This window comes from Streptomyces sp. NPDC024687 (genome assembly GCF_055559055.1).
In genome coordinates, this window is sequence record NZ_JBVHLJ010000021.1 from 1 (window position 1) to 15,918 (window position 15,918).

The window sequence follows — 15,918 nt, forward strand, 5'->3', positions numbered from 1 at the left end:
AGGACGACGCACACTCACGCCCCATCCAACGACCGCCAACAGCACCAGTCACAAAACCATCCCAGAACACCAACTACCTAGACCAGATGCCCTCTTAGTCTCCGGGTCTGCGGGCAGACACGTGCGTATGGTCGTGCCGTAGTGCCGGGCGACCTCGACGATCTCCGGGTTGCGGACCGCGATGCCGGCGACGTGGTCGGTGGTGACCGTCTCCTCGTTGTCCGTCAGGACGTAGGCCGGCACTCCGCCGATGCGGCGGAACGTCGCGTCCAGACACGAGGTGACCGTCGGCAGCGTCTTGTCCCAGATCGGGATCACGATCCGGAACCGGGACCAGGCCAACCAGGCGCACCACAGGATGGTCTTGCGGCCCTGGATGGTCGGCCCGTCGCCGAAGTCGTACTGGATCCACAGCCCCGGCTCGGTCACCCACGGGCGATAGACCCGCCGCCGACCGGCCCTGAACTGGGCTTTCGCCTCGGCAACGGTGCGGCGGGTGGTGCGTTCCCCGCCGGTGAAGCCCATTGCAACGATCCTCTTGTGCACCACGTCCGGGCGGTCTTGCCCTGCGAACGGACCACCAGTTCCTCGATCATCGGCAGATAGGCGTCGATCGCACGGGCCCGGTGACGGCGCTGGTCCGGGTGCTGGCCGGCGACCCGCATCTTCACATACCGGGCCACCGTGTGGTGGTCAACGCCGGTCAGCTCGGCCGCAGCGCGGTAACTGCCCGTGAGGTCGTACGCCTCAAGGATCTCCATGATCTCCCTGCTGTTCTTCACCCGCCCGAGCCTCGCCGAGCGGGATGCGTCCAAAGCGAGCGGGGAGATATCTGGCCGTACGTGGGGAATGCCATGGCCATCAGGGGGGGCGGTAAGTGGCCGCCTATGGGGAGCTTTTCATGGCCGCCGTCAGTACAGCGACGACCTGCCGGACTCGGTCCCGAAGTACATTCAGCTCGAGGCCCACGGCACCAAGGGCTTCGTCCTGGACCAGCCTCTGGATAATCCGGCCCACGAGCAGCACAGCGACACCGACGAGGACTCCTGTGAGCACCATGGACGATCTGACCCGGCTCTGCCCTCCACCCGCGGCCCCTCCAGCGGTCGACTGGACGGCTGCAGAACGTGCTCTCGGCCGCCCGCTTCCCCGGGACTACAAGGAGCTCACTGATGTTTATGGGCCGGGCAGCTTCTGCCACTTCCTGCACGTTTGCCATCCGTCCGGCAGCCTCACCGGACCCCTGGCATCAAGCGTCCAGAAACAACTCCAGCGCGATTGGGACCAGGGCACCTTCCCCGTGCCGTGTGACCCCCGGCACCTCCTTGTCGCGGGAGTGACCGACAACGGCAACTACCTCTTCTGGATCACCGAACCGCCTCCGTGCCCGATGCGTGGCGTATCGCCATCAACGAGGCCCGCGGCCACGACTGGTACACCTTCGACGGCACCCTGACCGATCTCCTCACCGCACTCCTCAGCGGCGAACTCCATCTCCCCCTCTTCCCCGCGGACGTCCTCCACCGGGGCGCCACGTTCACGCCCTCCCGCCGTGACGACGCAGCACCGCTTGCGCCCCCGCGAGCCGGTCGGTCGACAGCAACACCATCCGCGAGTGGGCCCGCGCCAACGGCTACGACGTCCCCGGACCGCGGCCGCATCCCCGCAGCCATCCGCGACGCCTGGCAGCAAGCCACACAAGGCGAGCAGTAGGCTTCGGCCGTTCGGCCACTGAGGACGTCCGGCGTGATGCACCGCAGGATTGCAAGCCCACTCGCGCCGCTTCGAAACGAGCCGGCCTCACCGGCGTGACCTCGACTTCGCAGATGGCCGCCGAACGTCCTGCACGGGGGCCTCAGCCAGCCGGGAGCAGCTCATCGTCAGGACGGCCGGAGACGGGTACGAGGGAAGCCGCATTCATGGAACATCCACGGAGGAAAGCGTCATGAACGCCGCACTCGGCCGCCTTACTCAGCTGATCACAGCGCCGTCCGAGCCCCGGGCCACGGACTGGGACGCGGTCCAGGAGCAGCTCGGCGTCACCTTCCCTACCGACTACAAGGACCTGATCCGCGCCTACGGCGGAAGCAACTGGGACGACTACCTCTACCTCCTCGAACCGGGCTGCCCCAACGACAACTACGACCTCATCGAGTGGGAAGACCAGCAGACCGAAGCACTCGAAGGGCTCTGGGAGTTCGAGAAGAAGCCCGACGAACTCGCCGACCCCGGCAGCCGGGCCATCCCCTGGGCCACCACCGACAACGGCGAGTGCCTCTACTGGCTCGTCACACCGGGCCACAGCCCTGATCAGTGGACCGTCATGGTGAACGAGGCCCGCGGCGACCGCTGGGAGCACTACCCGATGACCTGCACCGAATTCCTCCTCGCCGTCCTCACCGGCGATGTGCAATCCGACGTGCTCTCCTCGCGTTTCCCGCTCACCACGCACCAATACCGGCAGCTCGCAGCCGTCTGACCGGCGCTGTCACGTTGTTGGGTGGGTAGGTGTCTGAGGGTGCGTCGTGGCCTGGTGGAGCCCGGTTCCGGGCCTGTGCTCAGGCCCTGGCCGCGGGGCTGGCGACGCCGGCGATCTGCTCCCAGATCGCGAAGCGGACGGTCATCTCGGCGCGGTAGTCGTGTGCGGGCATCAGATGGCGGCGGCACCGGAAGCGGGGTGAGATGCCGCTGAATGCGGACAGGAACCGCTGGGCTGCGCCGGTGCTGTGGAAGCCCTTCATCGCCCGTTCGCGCTGTCTGATTGGTTTATGACTGTTCTCCGCCCGGTTGTTCAGGTACTTCGACTGCCGGTGCTCGACGCAGGGCATGACCTCGCGGAGGGCCGCGCCGTACGAGCGGAGCTTGTCGGTGACGACCACCCGCGGCGCCGCACCGGTCTTCTCCAGCAGGCGGCGCAAGAAGCGCCTGGCTGCGGCCTTGTCCCGCCGGTTCTGCACCAGGATGTCCAGCACGTTGCCGTCCTGGTCGACGGCCCGCCACAGGTACTTCTGTTCCCCGTTGATCTTGACGAAGACCTCGTCCAGGTGCCACTTGTCCCCAGGCCGAGGCTGTCGGCGGCGCAGCGCGTTGGCGTACTGCTGCCCGAACTTGCCACACCACCGCCGCACCGTCTCATAAGAGACGGTCACGCCGCGCTCAAGTATCAGCTCCTCGGCCTCGCGGAACGACAGCGGAAAGCGGAAGTACAGCCACACACAGTGGGAGATGACCTCGACCGGATACCGGTGCCCCTTGTACGACAGCGACGCACTCCCCACGGACGACCCCTCCCAGCCTGATCGATCCGAAGATCATCCCACCGGTCAGCCAACGTGACAGTGCCCGTCAAAGCCCTCGCCCTGGGCGCGACGGCGGTCGGCATCGGCCGCCCGTACGCCTACGGCTGCGCCCTCGGCGGCACCGACGGCATCGTCCACGTCCTGCGCTCCCTGCTCGCCGAGGCGGACCTGATCATGGCCGTGGACGGATATCCGTCCCTCAAGGATCTCGTCCCCACCGCGCTCCAGACCGTCTGACCACCCGGCCACCCCGTTCAACCGATCGGTTGAACGGGGATTCATCCGGCGGCTCTCCAGCACCCTCCGAACAGCCGACGCGAGGAACCTCTCGCCTGTGTCAGATTCGAATCCCCAGCACAGCTCCCCCCATTGAGAGGCGCGCAGAGTGTCCAGTTTCCTCAGCCGACGACGTGTACTCGCCACCGGAGCCGGAGCGGCGCTCGGCGTCGGCGCCCTCGGTGCCACCGGGACCCCTGCGGCCGCGGCCTCGTCCGCCGGATCCCACCCGGCCGCGGGCGCCGAGGAGACCCGGACCCTCGACGAGCTGTACCAGGCCGCCCTGGCGGAGGGCGGCAAGCTCGTCATCTACTCGGGCGGCGACATCGACAGCCAGGGCGACGGCATCCGCAACGGCTTCGCGGCCCGCTTCCCGGAGATCGACCTCAAGGTCGTCGTGGACTACAGCAAGTTCCACGACGTCCGCGTCGACAACCAGTTCGCGACCGACACCCTCGTCCCGGACGTCGTCCAGCTCCAGACCCTTCAGGACTTCACCCGCTGGAAGGGACAGGGCCGCCTGCTGTCCTACAAGCCCGCGGGCTTCTCCAAGGTGTACGACGCTCTCAAGGACCCGCACGGCGCCTGGACCGCCGTCGCCGTGATCGGCTTCAGCTACTCGTACAACGTCGCCGCGGTCGGCGCCGACGTTCCGAAGTCCCCGCTCGACCTGATCGACCCGAAGTGGAAGGGGCAGATCGCGTCGTCCTACCCGAACGACGACGACGCCGTCCTCTACCTCTTCAAGCTGTACGTCGAGCACTACGGCTGGGACTGGGCGGCCAGGTTCGCCGCCCAGGACGTCCAGTTCGCGCGTGGCACGTACACGCCCGGGCTGGCCGTCTCCAGCGGACAGAAGGCGCTCGGCGTCGGCGGCTCGGGCTCGCTCGTGGCGCCGTCCACGGCGGCCTCCCGGTGGGCCGTCGCCGAAGGCCACCCCTTCATGGCCTGGGGCCAGCGGGTGGCGATCCTCAAGCAGGGCCGCAACACCACGGCAGCCAAGCTCTACCTCAACTGGCAGCTCTCCACCGCCCAGCAGCAGAACGCGTTCAACGGCTGGTCGGTACGGACGGACGTCACCCCCGCCGGTGGCCTCAAGCCCATCTGGAAGTACCCGAACGCGAACCTCGACGGCTTCCCCCGCTTCATGACGGACCGTGCGGAGGTCGAGCGCTGGAAGCAGACGTTCGCGCTGTACTTCGGTGAGGTGAAGGGGGACCCGTCCCCCGGGTGGCTGGGACTGCATCCCGGGGCGTAGCCGAGAGGCGTAGGGGTCGGGAGGGGGCTGCTGGTCCCTCTCCCGACCCCTATTTTTCCTTGCATCTTCACACAAGTCATACAGGCGGTCGCTAGACTCGGGGCTCTGTCCGATTGGATCAGTCTGCCCAAGGGGATCTGCCGTGTCCGACCGTGTCCCCGTCCGTTCATCGCTGACGGTTCGCGACGGTCGGTTCACCCGGGAACACGTGTCGCATCTGGCGTTCTTCGTCATCGTGGCGTCCGCGTTGCTGCAATTCGTGCTACTCAACAGCGAGTTGTGCTGGTACATCGCGGCGGTCAGCGGGTTGTTCGCGCTCACCTACACGGGCGGGGTGATGCTGTGGGACCGGCTCGGAGCGGTGGGGCGGGCGGCCTGGATTCCGGTTCTGCTCGCACTGTGGGGCCTCCTTCTCTTCGTCGTGCCGGCCGCGCTGGTCTCCGCCTTCGTGTGGTGTGCCCTGCCGTTGGCGTGTGCCGCGCAGCGCGTGCTCGGCCGCCGGTCCGCGACCGCCGCGCTCGCCCTGATCACCCTTGTCCTCGTCACGGCGCTGGTCGGGGTCGACGGCCGGTTCGTGATCGACACGGTGCTGGTGCCCGTGGTGGCGGTCTGGGGGACCGTCGCCCTCTACCGGGCCCAGCAGCGGGACGCCGAGGCGCGTCGGCGTCTCGTCGAGGAGCTGCGCGACACACGTGACCTCGTCGCCCGGCAGCAGCGCCGGGCGGGTGTGCTGGCGGAGCGGACGCGGATCGCCCGCGATCTGCACGACACCCTCGCCCAGGAACTCGCCGGCGGGCTGATGCTGCTCCAGGCTGCCGACCGCGACTGGGACGACCGGCCAGACGTGGCCCGTACTCGCGTGCGAGCGGTCGCCGACGGACTGGGCACCAACCTCACCGAGACCCGCCGCATGATCGGGGACCTCACCCCGTCAGCCGTCGCCGAGACCGGCCTCGAAGGCGCCCTGCGGGTCCTGTGCGCGCGCTCCGAGGCCGACGGTACGGCGGCCCGGGTACGGTTCCAGGCGGTCGGCGACCCCCAGCCCGTCCTCGACGAACACGCCGCCACCACCCTGTTCCGCGTCGCGCAGAGCACGCTGGCGAACGTCCGCGAACACGCCCACGCGGTGAACGTGCGGGTCACCCTCAGCCGGCAGCCGGACCACGTGGACCTCGAAGTCAGCGACGACGGTGTCGGGTTCGACCCGGCCGAGGCCTTCGCACGCACGGCGCGTCGCCCGGGCCGTGGCTTCGGACTGCCGGCGGCCCGTGCCCGGCTGCGCGAGTTCGGCGGCGACCTCGACATCAGCGGAGTGCCGGGCCGGGGCACCCGCGTCCGGGCCACGGTGTCCGCGCGGCCCCGGCCGCAGCCCACTGCCGTGCCCTCCGCCTCCGTCCCCGCGGCGACCGCCGGATGACCACAGAACCGCCCGGCGCGGTCGTGCCGCCGCTCCGTGTCCTGGTCGCGGACGACCACGCCGTCGTACGGGCCGGCCTGCGCGCGCTCCTGGAAGGCGAGCCCGACCTCGAGGTGATCGCCGAGGTCGGCAGCGGTGAGGAAGCCGTCCGGCTGGTCGCCCGGATGTTGCCCGACATCGCCCTGATGGACCTTCGGTTCGGGAATCCCGGGGGCGGGATCGACGGGATCGAGGCGACGCGCCGGCTCGCCGTCGCGGCACCCGGCGTGGCGGTGGTGATGCTGACCAGCTATTCCGGACGGGCCGATGTGGTGCGGGCGTTGGAGGCGGGCGCCCGGGGCTACGTGCTCAAGGCGGGGCCGCCCGAGGAACTGTTCCGCGCGGTGCGCGGGGCCGCCGCGGGGGCGCTGGGGCTGGCACCGGAGATCATCGGGGAGCTCGTCGGCCAGGTGTTCGACCCGGAGCGCGAGTTGAGCGGGCGCGAGGTCGAGGTCGTACGGCTGCTGGCCGAGGGGCGCAGCAACCGGGCCATCGCCGAGGCGCTGTTCCTCAGTGAGGCCACCGTCAAGACGCATCTCGTGCGCGTCTACCGCAAGTTCAAGGTCGACAACAGGGCGGCGGCGGTGTCGCAGGCCGTGCGCAGGGGCCTACTGGACCTGACCTGACCTCACTTGCCGCGGTCAGCCCCGGGCGGTGAGCCAGTCCTCGTCCGCCCAGGTCGTCGGAGGCGGGGTACTGCTTCGGGCGGGCGACCATCAGGTGCTCACCGAAGTCGACCCCGAGCGCATCGCCTGGGACAGTACGCACCCGAGCTGGCCTGCCTACGCTCCAGTGTTCACCGGCGGGCAGGACCCGCAGGAAGTGCACTGGAGCCGCGGTGACCTTGCCGGGCCGGTAGGTGTGGCTCGTGAGAAGGCTGGTGCGCCGCCGACCCGCCGGGCCGCCTTCTTCGCCAAGGAGGCCAGCGCCCTGTGTGTCGGGGACTACCTGCAGACGCATGTGCGGTTCCCTGAGCACGACACGGGGATCGACGAGGGCTACCAGCGTGTCGAGTGGATCGGCCATCTGACCGGCGAGCCCATCGCCGGGCTCCTCGCCGATCCCGGGTGGGCGAATGGCGCCATCACCCTGGTCACCGTCCACGAGGTGAGCGGCGTGCTCGTTCTTCCGGAGAAGGATGTTCACGTCCTGGTCCAGCCCAACGTGGAACGCGTCAGCGGGGACAAGGAAGACTTCTGGGACGAGGGACCTCTCTTCGAGCTGACCGGTGTCGTCGAACCCGACCCCGACGTCCAGCAGGCCAAGGACGCCGCCTCCCGGCCCGCGGCACCTGACGACGAGGCCGACCTGTATCCCACCATCTTTGCCAGCCCCGGGAGCCGAACACTTCACCTCGAAGGCATCACAGCCGTGCGGGCGGTGTCGGCCGCCGCGCTCCCCTGGCCGCACGGCCTGTTCAAGTGCGAGTACGCCGAGCGCGGCAACCGCATCGCACGCACGTACCCCGATGGGCACCGCGAGGACCAGACCGCGCACGCCGAGCTGTTTGCCGAACTCACTGAGCAGGAGTTTGCTGCCTGCCCGTAACACCAGGGGGACTGGCAGGCCATCGCCGAGGCCGCACTGGCCTGCGCCGAGGCCGACGAGGACGAAGCACCCGAACGCGCCCAGGAGCGCTACGACATGGAGCACCTCAGCCCCCGGGACCGCGAGTGGGCACAGGCTATGGTCGGCGACCACATCTGGTGGAACGAGGGGGACACCTCGCTCACCAATGGTCAGCACCGCCTGTGCGCGATGCGAGCGGCCGGCGTCGTACGCGTGCCCGTCTACCGGCCGTCACCTCCCCGGCAGCCAGCTCCCCGACCCGACGGACGCACAAGAACATGCTCGTACGACCGTCGAGAACTACTGGATCGGACGACTCACCGAGCTAGTACTCCAGCCGTAGATCGTGATCACGCTGGCGCTGGCGCTGCGGGAATTTCCGGTCAACGGTGGCGGATCAGCTCCCCCTGAACGCGGCCTTTGGGTGGCGCCGGGGAGCCATCATGGGTGCATGGCCGTTGTCCGGCGGTGTGCTGGTCTGGCGCTGGTTGTGCTGCAGGCGTGGGGTTTCGCAGCGCCTGGCATACTCAGGCCATGATGGATGTCGAGGAGTTCTGGGCCCTGATAGGCGAGGCGTGCGCCGAGGTTGACGCGCTGGAACTGGACTTCGACGATCGGCGCGACGCGATCGAGCGCGCGTGCGAGGAGCGGCTTGTGAGGCGCACGCCTGCCGAGATCGTCCAGTTTTCCCTGCGGCAGTGGCAGCTGCGTGACCATGCCTACCGGTACGACCTGTGGGCGGCGGCGTTCCTCATCGAAGGCTGGTGTTCCGACGACGGGTTTATGGACTTCCGCGAGGGCCTCATCTCGCTCGGCAGACACTGGTACGAGCGCGCGCTCGCGGATCCAGACTCTCTCGCTGACCATCCGGCGGTGCGGGACGGCGGGGACGTGCTCATCGGGAACGAGGACTTCAGTGGGGTGGCCCACCAGGCCTACCAACGGTGCACCGGTGAACCGGACGGGCTCAACGAGGCGCTGGAGGCTTCCCCGGAAGCCGGCCCGCTCAGCGCCATAACCAAGCCGGCCGGAGCTCGGTGGGACTTCGCCGACGACGATGAGATGCGCCGCCGCCTGCCACGCCTCGCCGGAATCTTTCTGGACTGATACTTCAGCGGTGGATCCTGATCACGCTGGCGGGGCCGGTTGCGGACATGGGTGCGGCCACCCGTTGATCATCGGTGTGTGAAGACAAACGATCACGCGGTGGCCGCAGGTCACAGCGTAGACTCTGCCCGCTGGCAGGACGCATTCGAGTGCCTGATGGACCGGATCGCGGGCCGATTCACCCGGGTCGAACCCCGCCGCAGGATACGGCGGTTGGTGCTCGGCCTGCTCTCGGACCTGCCCCGCAAGAACTGCTGGACCATCGCCGAATGGGCCGGAGAGGCCACCCCAGATGGCATGCAGCACCTGCTGAACCGCGCCAAATGGGACGCCGACATCGTCCGCGACGACCTACGCGACTACGTGGTCGCACACCTTCATGACGACCATGCGGTGCTCGTTGTCGACGAGACCGGCGACGTGAAGAAGGGCACTGTCACCGTCGGTGTCCAACGCCAGTACACCGGCACCGTGGGCAGAGTCGAGAACTCCCAAATCGCCGTCTACCTGGTTTACGCAGGTCAGCGGGGTCACGCTGCGGTGGACCGGGAGCTGTACATCCCGCGCTCGTGGACCGACCAGCCCGACCGCTGCCAGGCGGCCGGACTTGACCCGGACACCGCGTTCGCGACCAAGCCCGAACTGGCCGCCCGTATGATCGCCCGGTTCCTTGACGCTGGCCACCACGCCCGCTGGGTGGTCGGCGACGAGGTCTACGGCGGCAACCCGAAACTGCGTGCCGCCCTGGAGGAACGCGGCACCGGCTACGTCCTCGCGGTGGCCTGCAACCACGAAGTCACCACTCAGGCAGGCAAGTTCCGCGCGGACACCCTGGCCAAGAAACTCCCCAAGCGGGCCTGCCCTCAGCTGTCCGCCGGGGCCGGTGCGAAGGGGCAGCGCTTCTACGACTGGGCCCACATCGACCTGCCCGATCCGACCCCCGGCCACCGCCATCTCCTGATCCGCCGCAACCGCACCACCGGCGAACTCGCCTACTACCGCTGCTACTCGCCGCAACCAGTGCCGCTGACCACCCTGGTGCGGGTCGCTGGATCAAGGTGGCGGGTCGAGGAAACGTTCCAGTCCGCCAAGGGCCTGGCCGGACTGGACGAGCACCAGGTCCGCCGCTACACGTCCTGGTCCCGCTGGGTCACCCTTGCCATGCTCGCCCACGCCTTCCTGGCCGTCGTCCGCGCCGACGAACACACCCGCCACCCTGCACCGGACAACCTGATCCCGCTCACCTGCAACGAGATCGCGCGCCTGTTCATCACACTTACCGCCCAGCAGATCCACAGCACGGCCCATCGGCTCCGCTGGTCTCACTGGCGCCGCCGCCACCAGGCCAGATCCCAAGCAAGCCACTACCACCGCCAGGCTGCAGCACCAGCATGATCACGATCTACCGCTGGAGTACTAGGTGCAAAAGGCCGTTGGCCGCAGCGCTTCGGAGCGCTTCTCGCGCGCCACCGCATGCTGCGATGGCTGCTGCCGTGCCCCGACCGGCGTGATACCCGTCCCTGAACCGCGCCACCGGATACGTAAGCTGCCGGGAAATCAACGTGCTGATCAGGGATGAAGGGGGATGACCATGGAAGATCCTTGGCGCGTCAAAGAGGACTCAGAACGAGAAATGTGGCCGCTCATCCCGCTCAAAGGCGTCGGCCCGTTGCGGTTCGGCATGAACCCTGCAGAAGTCTGCGCCGCACTCGGAGGCGCGATGGCCGGCATGCATCGGGGAATCCCTCCAGAGCAGTCAAGCGATCACTTCACCGAGATCGGCGTCACTGCGTACTACGTCGCTACCGAGCTGACGTGTGTGGCGGCGGACGGTCGCCGGGGCCCACAGGTCACCCTGGACGGCGCATCCCTGACTGGACGAGTGCCATCCGCTGCCGATGACTGGATCGCCGATTACACGGAGCGACAGGCGATGGAACTTCGATACACACATGAGGGGAACGCGGTTGTGCCAGACCTCGGACTGGTGATGCGCATCCAGCGAGCCGGCGACGCTGTCGTCACAAGGCCCCTCCTGACCATCCGGGAATGGACGGAAGTCACCTGGGACTCGATCCCCATGGACGAGCGGAAGGTCTTCTGAACGACACCGCACGCCTCGAATCAAGGGCAACGACCAATGCCGTAGCGGGCAATGATCTGCACGAACCCACCTGAACCGCCGATCCGGGCTACTCGAGAACAGCCCGAAGTTCAATGATGGCGCCAGTGGTGGTGGATTTGCCGTACGTCGGCTTCGAGGACGTCACGTAGGTCGTCATCGTCCGGGGGGAGGTCCAGGTCCAGAGCGGCGGCGACCTTGCGGTAGGACGGGCTGCGGCCAGGACGCGCTGCTCGGAAGGGCTGGCGCCGCGCCGGGTGAGGGTCGTTGCGGTCTGCAGCTGGGAGCGGATTACACCGCCGTCTATCTGCCTCCGGAAGGGCCACCCCCACCCTTCTTTGCGTACACTCTGGGGCCCGCGGTCAGCGGTCCAAGCCGGGGAAGTGGCGAAGGCCAGCTACCGAGGTGGGGAGCCGTCACATGACTAGACGGACAGTCTCAGGGTGCGTTCTCGTTCAGGTCGTTGGCTGCGAAGAAGTCGCGCCAGTCCTGCACGGCCTGCCTGGCGGTTGTCAACGCGTCCGCCGTACGCAAGGAGCCATCGGGCTCAGCCCTCTCGATCACGACCGATGTCGTGTCCTCCCCGACCGTGCCGCCTGAGATCCGAGCGTTCTGCTCGCCCGGTTTCCGCTTCCGGTGCTTGTGGGTGTTGGCGACGTCGCCGACTAGCTTGAGTGCCGGATGAGCTCGGGCGTACGCGTCGGCCGAATGCCCCACCGCCTGAGGCGCTCCCGGGTCATTCCGCAACCAGTCCCTCAAATGCCAGCACAGCTCACAGAACCGGATAGGGAGCTGCCGCCAATCGTTCGGTGGGTCTGTCTGCCGGGCAGCTGCCGCCTCTAGTTCGGCGAAGGCGGCGAGCACGGCGCGCCATTGGTCCTGCCACGGCCGGTCCGGCGCGCACGTGACCCCAACCTGAGCGCTATCCACGGCGTGCACATGGTCCGCTACGGAGATCAAGTAGGTGCGCTCAGTCGTACCGCAGTCCGGGCATGGCTCTCCACTCGGCAATCCGCCGAGCCCTGTGCCGCAGGCCGAACATGTGACCGGCCACTCCGGCGTCGCGGCTTGCCTACCACTGGTCATGCTCCGATTGTGCGACTGGCGGAGAAGTATCGCGCGCTGGCCGAGCGGCCTGGATCCGTGAGCCGTACTCGGTGGGTCCCGGACAGGTCATCGTCGTCCGCGGAAACGTCAAGCCTCAGTGCGCCAGCGACTCTTCCCTGTGCACCGCGATGCGCCGCGTCGGAACGAGCGCTCGGTCAGGGGGCGTCCAGCAGCAGTTGGTCGGCTACATCGAAGCCGGCAGGGTGCCGGCGCGAAGTTCCGCCTGGGCCAGCTCCACAAGCTCGGGCATTTCCGGTTGGGAGGGCGGGAGCACCGGCGCGGTGAGCCGCACAAGCCGGAAGCCGACTTCCAGCTCCATTGAACTGCGATGGCCGGGCTTCCGAGGGCCGAACAGGACTTCCATCACGCTCTGATTCTCTGTCACGGGGCCAGCCTGTCGCAGGGTTCTGGCAGGGGGTGCCTTGTTGTCCGGGAGGAGGCCCGTCAGTTCGCGGTGGCGTCGTCTGCCCCGTCGCTGTCGGCCGACGGCGGGGTGGACTTTCGCGGTCGGCCGCGGGGCTTTTCGGCAGGCCAGTGCTCGTTGAGCAGTTCCAGGAAGCTGTCCGGGTCAGTGACCAGCGCGCTGAGGCACGCCACGACGAAGGCCTTCATCTCGCGGTCGCGGTCGCTCAGCGCCTGCGTGGCCTGCGCTTTGAGGGTGGCGTCGGGGCGGACGGTCAGGCCGGGGTCTCTGTGCCGGTCGCGTCGCTGCGGGGTCAGTTCCTACGCCCGGGTGACGAGCTGTGCGTACCGCTGCCGGGTGAGGTTCCCGATCCGGTCGCCACGTCGCTCATGATGACCACCGCCCTCGCCCGGGCCCCGCCCGGCCACCACGACGTGACCGGTCAAGGGGCGCCGGCCCTGGCCACTGTCCACCGTGTCGCGCGCGACTGGCCGGCGCAGAGCATGAACCGGCGGCGCTCGAAGCGCTGGAGCCCCGCTCCCAACTACCCTGCAAACCAAGGCTGTTCGAGATACGCGCGGGCAGCCCACGACACCCCTCGGGCGGTGCACCCCGGCCCCCCGGAATCACCTCCCCTCGGCGAGAGATCGCCACGTCAAACGGAGACATACATGCCCAGCTCTCCCCTGAACCGTCGCACGTTCATCTTCCTCGGTGCCGCGGTCGCCGCGGCAGCCGGCACCCGAACATCCGTGGCCGCCGCGGCGACCTCCCCCACGGCGCTCGCCGGCACGCCAACACCGGTCCGGATCGTCGACGACGAGGCGACCCCCGCCACCCGCGCCCTGTTCGCGTATCTGAAGCGGCAGCAGGGCAAAGGTATCCTGTTCGGCCACCAACACGACCTCACCTACGGCTTCACCTTCACCACCCCCAACGGCAGGGCGTCCGACACCCGAGCGGGAGTGGGTGACTACCCCGCGGTCTTCGGCTGGGACACCCTCATCCTCGACGGCGACGAGCGTCCCGGCACCAAGGGCGCAAGCGAAGCCGAGAACATCGCCGCGCTCAGCCGGTGCATCAGGCAGGGGGACGCACGCGGCGGGATCAACACCCTCAGCGCTCACATGCCGAACTTTGTCACCGGCAAGAACTTCTACGACACAACGGGCCGAGTGGTCAGCCAGATCCTTCCCGGCGGCGCGAAGCACGCGGAATTCAACGCCTTCCTCGACCGCATCGCAAAGGCAGTCAAATGCGCACTGCGCCCGGACGGCACAGCCATCCCGGTCGTCTTCCGCCCCTTCCACGAGAACAACGGAGCCTGGTTCTGGTGGGGCGCCGGCCTCACCACCCCGGCCGAGTTCATCGAGCTGTTCCGCTACACCGTCGAGTACCTGCGCGACACCAGGGGCGTCCACAACCTGCTCTACGCCTACTCGCCCAACTCGAGTTTCGCAGGCGACCCGGCCGGCTACCTGAAGACCTACCCCGGCGACCGATTCGTCGACGTCCTCGGCTACGACTCGTACGACGAAAACGCCGGACCGACCCCCTGGCTGGACGCAGCGGTGAAGGATCTGGCGATGGTGGTCCGGCTGGCGAACGAGCGAGGCAAGGCCCCGGCCTTCACTGAGTTCGGGGAGGGCGGCACCGAGGTCCGCAACCAGGAGTGGTTCACCCAGCTGGCGCAGGCCATTGAGGCGGACCCGCTGGCCCGTCAGGTGACGTACATGCTCACCTGGGCCAACTTCGGAGGCACCAAGCGCGCCTATGTGCCGTACCCGGGCCACGCCCTGTTCCCGGACTTCGTCGCCTACCACCAGGACCCCTACACCCTGTTCGCCGCCGATCTCCGGGGGGTGTACTCCGCTCACACCACCGCTGTCAAAAACGCCCCCTTCCTGCACCTCGTGACCCCTACGGACCGCCAGCGCGTAGCCGCCCCCAGGACCACCATCCGCGTGCGTTTCACACCCGCGGGGGCGAGCCAGGTCACCTACTCCGTGAACGGCGGACGCGCCAGACAACTGTGCCTCGACACCGACGGCTTCTACTCGGGCGACTGGTCGATCGACCCGGCCCTGCGGAACAACCGCTCAGTGACCCTCACCGTGAGCACACGGTTGGACGGCAAGACGCTCACCGACTCGGCCGTGGTCCTCCTCGGCGAGCTCACACCCCTGCCTGCCGGCTGGGTCGACGACTTCGAGGGATACGCCGCAGACGACACCGCCCTGAGCCAGGCGTACACCCACGTCAACTCCCACACCCTTACCCTGTCGGCCGACCACAAGTCCTCGGGCTCCTACGGACTGGCCTACGTGTACGACTTCACGGGCGCCGAGTACACCGGCGCAGGCAAGCCGCTCGACGCCGACTGGTCCGCCTTCACGTCCCTTGCGCTGTGGCTGCGGGGCGACGGTTCCGCAAACGGCGGGGCGCTCCAGATCGTCGCCGACGGCGTCGATTTCTGGTACCAGGTACCGCTGTCCGACACGAGCGGGCAGGAGGTCAGGGCACCCTTCAGCGAATTCACACCCGCTCCCTGGGACACCGAACACGCCCAAGCCGTGCTCGATGCGGCTCACCTCGCCGAGGTGACCGCGTTCAATCTGTACCTCGTCCACGGGAGCGGTGCAGCCACCAAGGGCACCGTGTACGTGGACAACATCAGGGCCGAATGACACCGGCCCGCCGTAACTCCCGAAGCCACGGCCTCACGCTGGCGAAGGGGCCGTTCCTGCCGGACACAACGTAGCCATCGCTCCAGCGGAGCACCCGTGCCGGCGCTGTCACGTTGGCTGACCGGGAAGGGATGATCTTCTGGTTGATCGTGCCGGGGGCTGTTCGTGGGGGTCGGCTCGCTGTCGTGCAGGGGACACCGGTACCCGGTCGAGTGATGTCCTCAACCACGCCCACGCCTGCTTGGCCGCTTCACCACCTACACCGCCGGCCAACGCGGTCAACAACGCTGTCGAGATCGGTTCCATCACACACCGCCCTCGCTTGGCCCGCTCCACCGCACCGAACCCATCCGATGCGCACCATTCCCGCGCCGTTGGCCGCATCGGTGCCGCACCACCACACCAGTGCGCACCCACCCCCCGAGTGGTGCGGCTGCCGGTGCGCACCGCCCGCACCGGTGCGTATCCGATGGCACGGAGTGGCCAAGCAGGAGTGGAGCGGGCTCCCTTGTCGAGTCATGGGCGGGCCCGCCTGCGCAGTTGGTGTGGGCGCGGCGCGGAGTTCAGCGAGTGAGCCCCGGAAGAGGTTCATCGGGCGGCAGTACGAGAGCAGGCAGGACGATCTGCTCGTCTA

General features: G+C 68.2%; 13 protein-coding genes and 2 pseudogenes. 10 read left to right on the plus strand and 5 right to left on the minus strand.

Annotation, left to right across the window (positions count from 1 at the left end; translation table 11 throughout):
• Nucleotides 1-84 precede the first annotated feature (84 nt).
• Nucleotides 85-782, minus strand: a pseudogene (locus tag ACZ39I_RS41095) (DDE-type integrase/transposase/recombinase); the annotation flags it as partial.
• A gap of 1,163 nt (nucleotides 783-1,945) precedes the next feature.
• On the opposite strand from ACZ39I_RS41095, the gene ACZ39I_RS41100 reads away from it, so the two are divergent.
• The gene (locus ACZ39I_RS41100; RefSeq protein WP_467250776.1) at nucleotides 1,946-2,479 is read left to right on the plus strand and encodes an SMI1/KNR4 family protein; all 534 of its coding nucleotides are present in this window, start codon (nucleotides 1,946-1,948) and stop codon (nucleotides 2,477-2,479) included.
• A gap of 79 nt (nucleotides 2,480-2,558) precedes the next feature.
• Here ACZ39I_RS41100 and ACZ39I_RS41105 read toward each other — a convergent pair whose 3' ends face one another.
• Complete coding sequence (locus ACZ39I_RS41105; protein WP_467250778.1) at nucleotides 2,559-3,278, minus strand: IS6 family transposase; 720 nt, start codon at nucleotides 3,276-3,278, stop codon at nucleotides 2,559-2,561.
• Between the two features lie 66 nt (nucleotides 3,279-3,344).
• On the opposite strand from ACZ39I_RS41105, the pseudogene ACZ39I_RS41110 reads away from it, so the two are divergent.
• The 8 genes and pseudogenes from ACZ39I_RS41110 to ACZ39I_RS41145 all read left to right on the plus strand — a co-directional run.
• Nucleotides 3,345-3,536 (plus strand): annotated as a pseudogene (locus tag ACZ39I_RS41110) (alpha-hydroxy-acid oxidizing protein); the annotation flags it as partial.
• A gap of 148 nt (nucleotides 3,537-3,684) precedes the next feature.
• Nucleotides 3,685-4,833, plus strand: a complete 1,149-nt coding sequence (locus ACZ39I_RS41115) for an ABC transporter substrate-binding protein (RefSeq protein ID WP_467250780.1) — start codon at nucleotides 3,685-3,687, stop codon at nucleotides 4,831-4,833.
• A 142-nt stretch (nucleotides 4,834-4,975) separates the two neighbouring features.
• Nucleotides 4,976-6,250: a sensor histidine kinase gene (locus tag ACZ39I_RS41120; protein WP_467250782.1), complete on the plus strand. Its 1,275-nt coding sequence runs from the start codon at nucleotides 4,976-4,978 to the stop codon at nucleotides 6,248-6,250.
• Nucleotides 6,247-6,915, plus strand: a complete 669-nt coding sequence (locus ACZ39I_RS41125; RefSeq protein ID WP_467250784.1) for a response regulator transcription factor — start codon at nucleotides 6,247-6,249, stop codon at nucleotides 6,913-6,915. The genes ACZ39I_RS41120 and ACZ39I_RS41125 overlap by 4 nt, the downstream gene beginning before the upstream one ends.
• 94 nt (nucleotides 6,916-7,009) lie before the next feature.
• The gene (locus ACZ39I_RS41130; protein ID WP_467250786.1) at nucleotides 7,010-7,837 is read left to right on the plus strand and encodes a hypothetical protein; all 828 of its coding nucleotides are present in this window, start codon (nucleotides 7,010-7,012) and stop codon (nucleotides 7,835-7,837) included.
• 555 nt (nucleotides 7,838-8,392) lie between these two features.
• Nucleotides 8,393-8,965: a DUF4240 domain-containing protein gene (locus ACZ39I_RS41135; protein ID WP_467250788.1), complete on the plus strand. Its 573-nt coding sequence runs from the start codon at nucleotides 8,393-8,395 to the stop codon at nucleotides 8,963-8,965.
• Between the two features lie 156 nt (nucleotides 8,966-9,121).
• Nucleotides 9,122-10,360 carry an IS701 family transposase gene (locus ACZ39I_RS41140; RefSeq protein WP_467250826.1) on the plus strand — a complete coding sequence of 413 codons (1,239 nt, stop codon included), beginning with the start codon at nucleotides 9,122-9,124 and terminating at the stop codon, nucleotides 10,358-10,360.
• A gap of 190 nt (nucleotides 10,361-10,550) precedes the next feature.
• The gene (locus ACZ39I_RS41145) at nucleotides 10,551-11,069 is read left to right on the plus strand and encodes a hypothetical protein (RefSeq protein ID WP_467250790.1); all 519 of its coding nucleotides are present in this window, start codon (nucleotides 10,551-10,553) and stop codon (nucleotides 11,067-11,069) included.
• A 456-nt stretch (nucleotides 11,070-11,525) separates the two neighbouring features.
• On the opposite strand, the gene ACZ39I_RS41150 is transcribed toward ACZ39I_RS41145, so the two are convergent.
• The 3 genes from ACZ39I_RS41150 to ACZ39I_RS41160 all read right to left on the minus strand — a co-directional run bounded on the left by ACZ39I_RS41150 (nucleotide 11,526) and on the right by ACZ39I_RS41160 (nucleotide 12,806).
• Nucleotides 11,526-11,804 (minus strand): hypothetical protein, encoded by a 279-nt coding sequence (locus tag ACZ39I_RS41150; RefSeq protein WP_467250791.1) that lies wholly within the window; start codon nucleotides 11,802-11,804, stop codon nucleotides 11,526-11,528.
• A 574-nt stretch (nucleotides 11,805-12,378) separates the two neighbouring features.
• Nucleotides 12,379-12,579, minus strand: coding sequence for a hypothetical protein (locus ACZ39I_RS41155; RefSeq protein WP_467250793.1), 201 nt, complete (start codon nucleotides 12,577-12,579; stop codon nucleotides 12,379-12,381).
• Nucleotides 12,580-12,638: 59 nt separating this feature from the next.
• Nucleotides 12,639-12,806, minus strand: coding sequence for a hypothetical protein (locus tag ACZ39I_RS41160; protein WP_467250795.1), 168 nt, complete (start codon nucleotides 12,804-12,806; stop codon nucleotides 12,639-12,641).
• 462 nt (nucleotides 12,807-13,268) lie between these two features.
• Here ACZ39I_RS41160 and ACZ39I_RS41165 point away from each other — a divergent pair, with 462 nt between their 5' ends.
• Nucleotides 13,269-15,284, plus strand: a complete 2,016-nt coding sequence (locus ACZ39I_RS41165) for a glycosyl hydrolase (RefSeq protein WP_467250797.1) — start codon at nucleotides 13,269-13,271, stop codon at nucleotides 15,282-15,284.
• The last annotated feature ends 634 nt before the right edge of the window (nucleotides 15,285-15,918 follow it).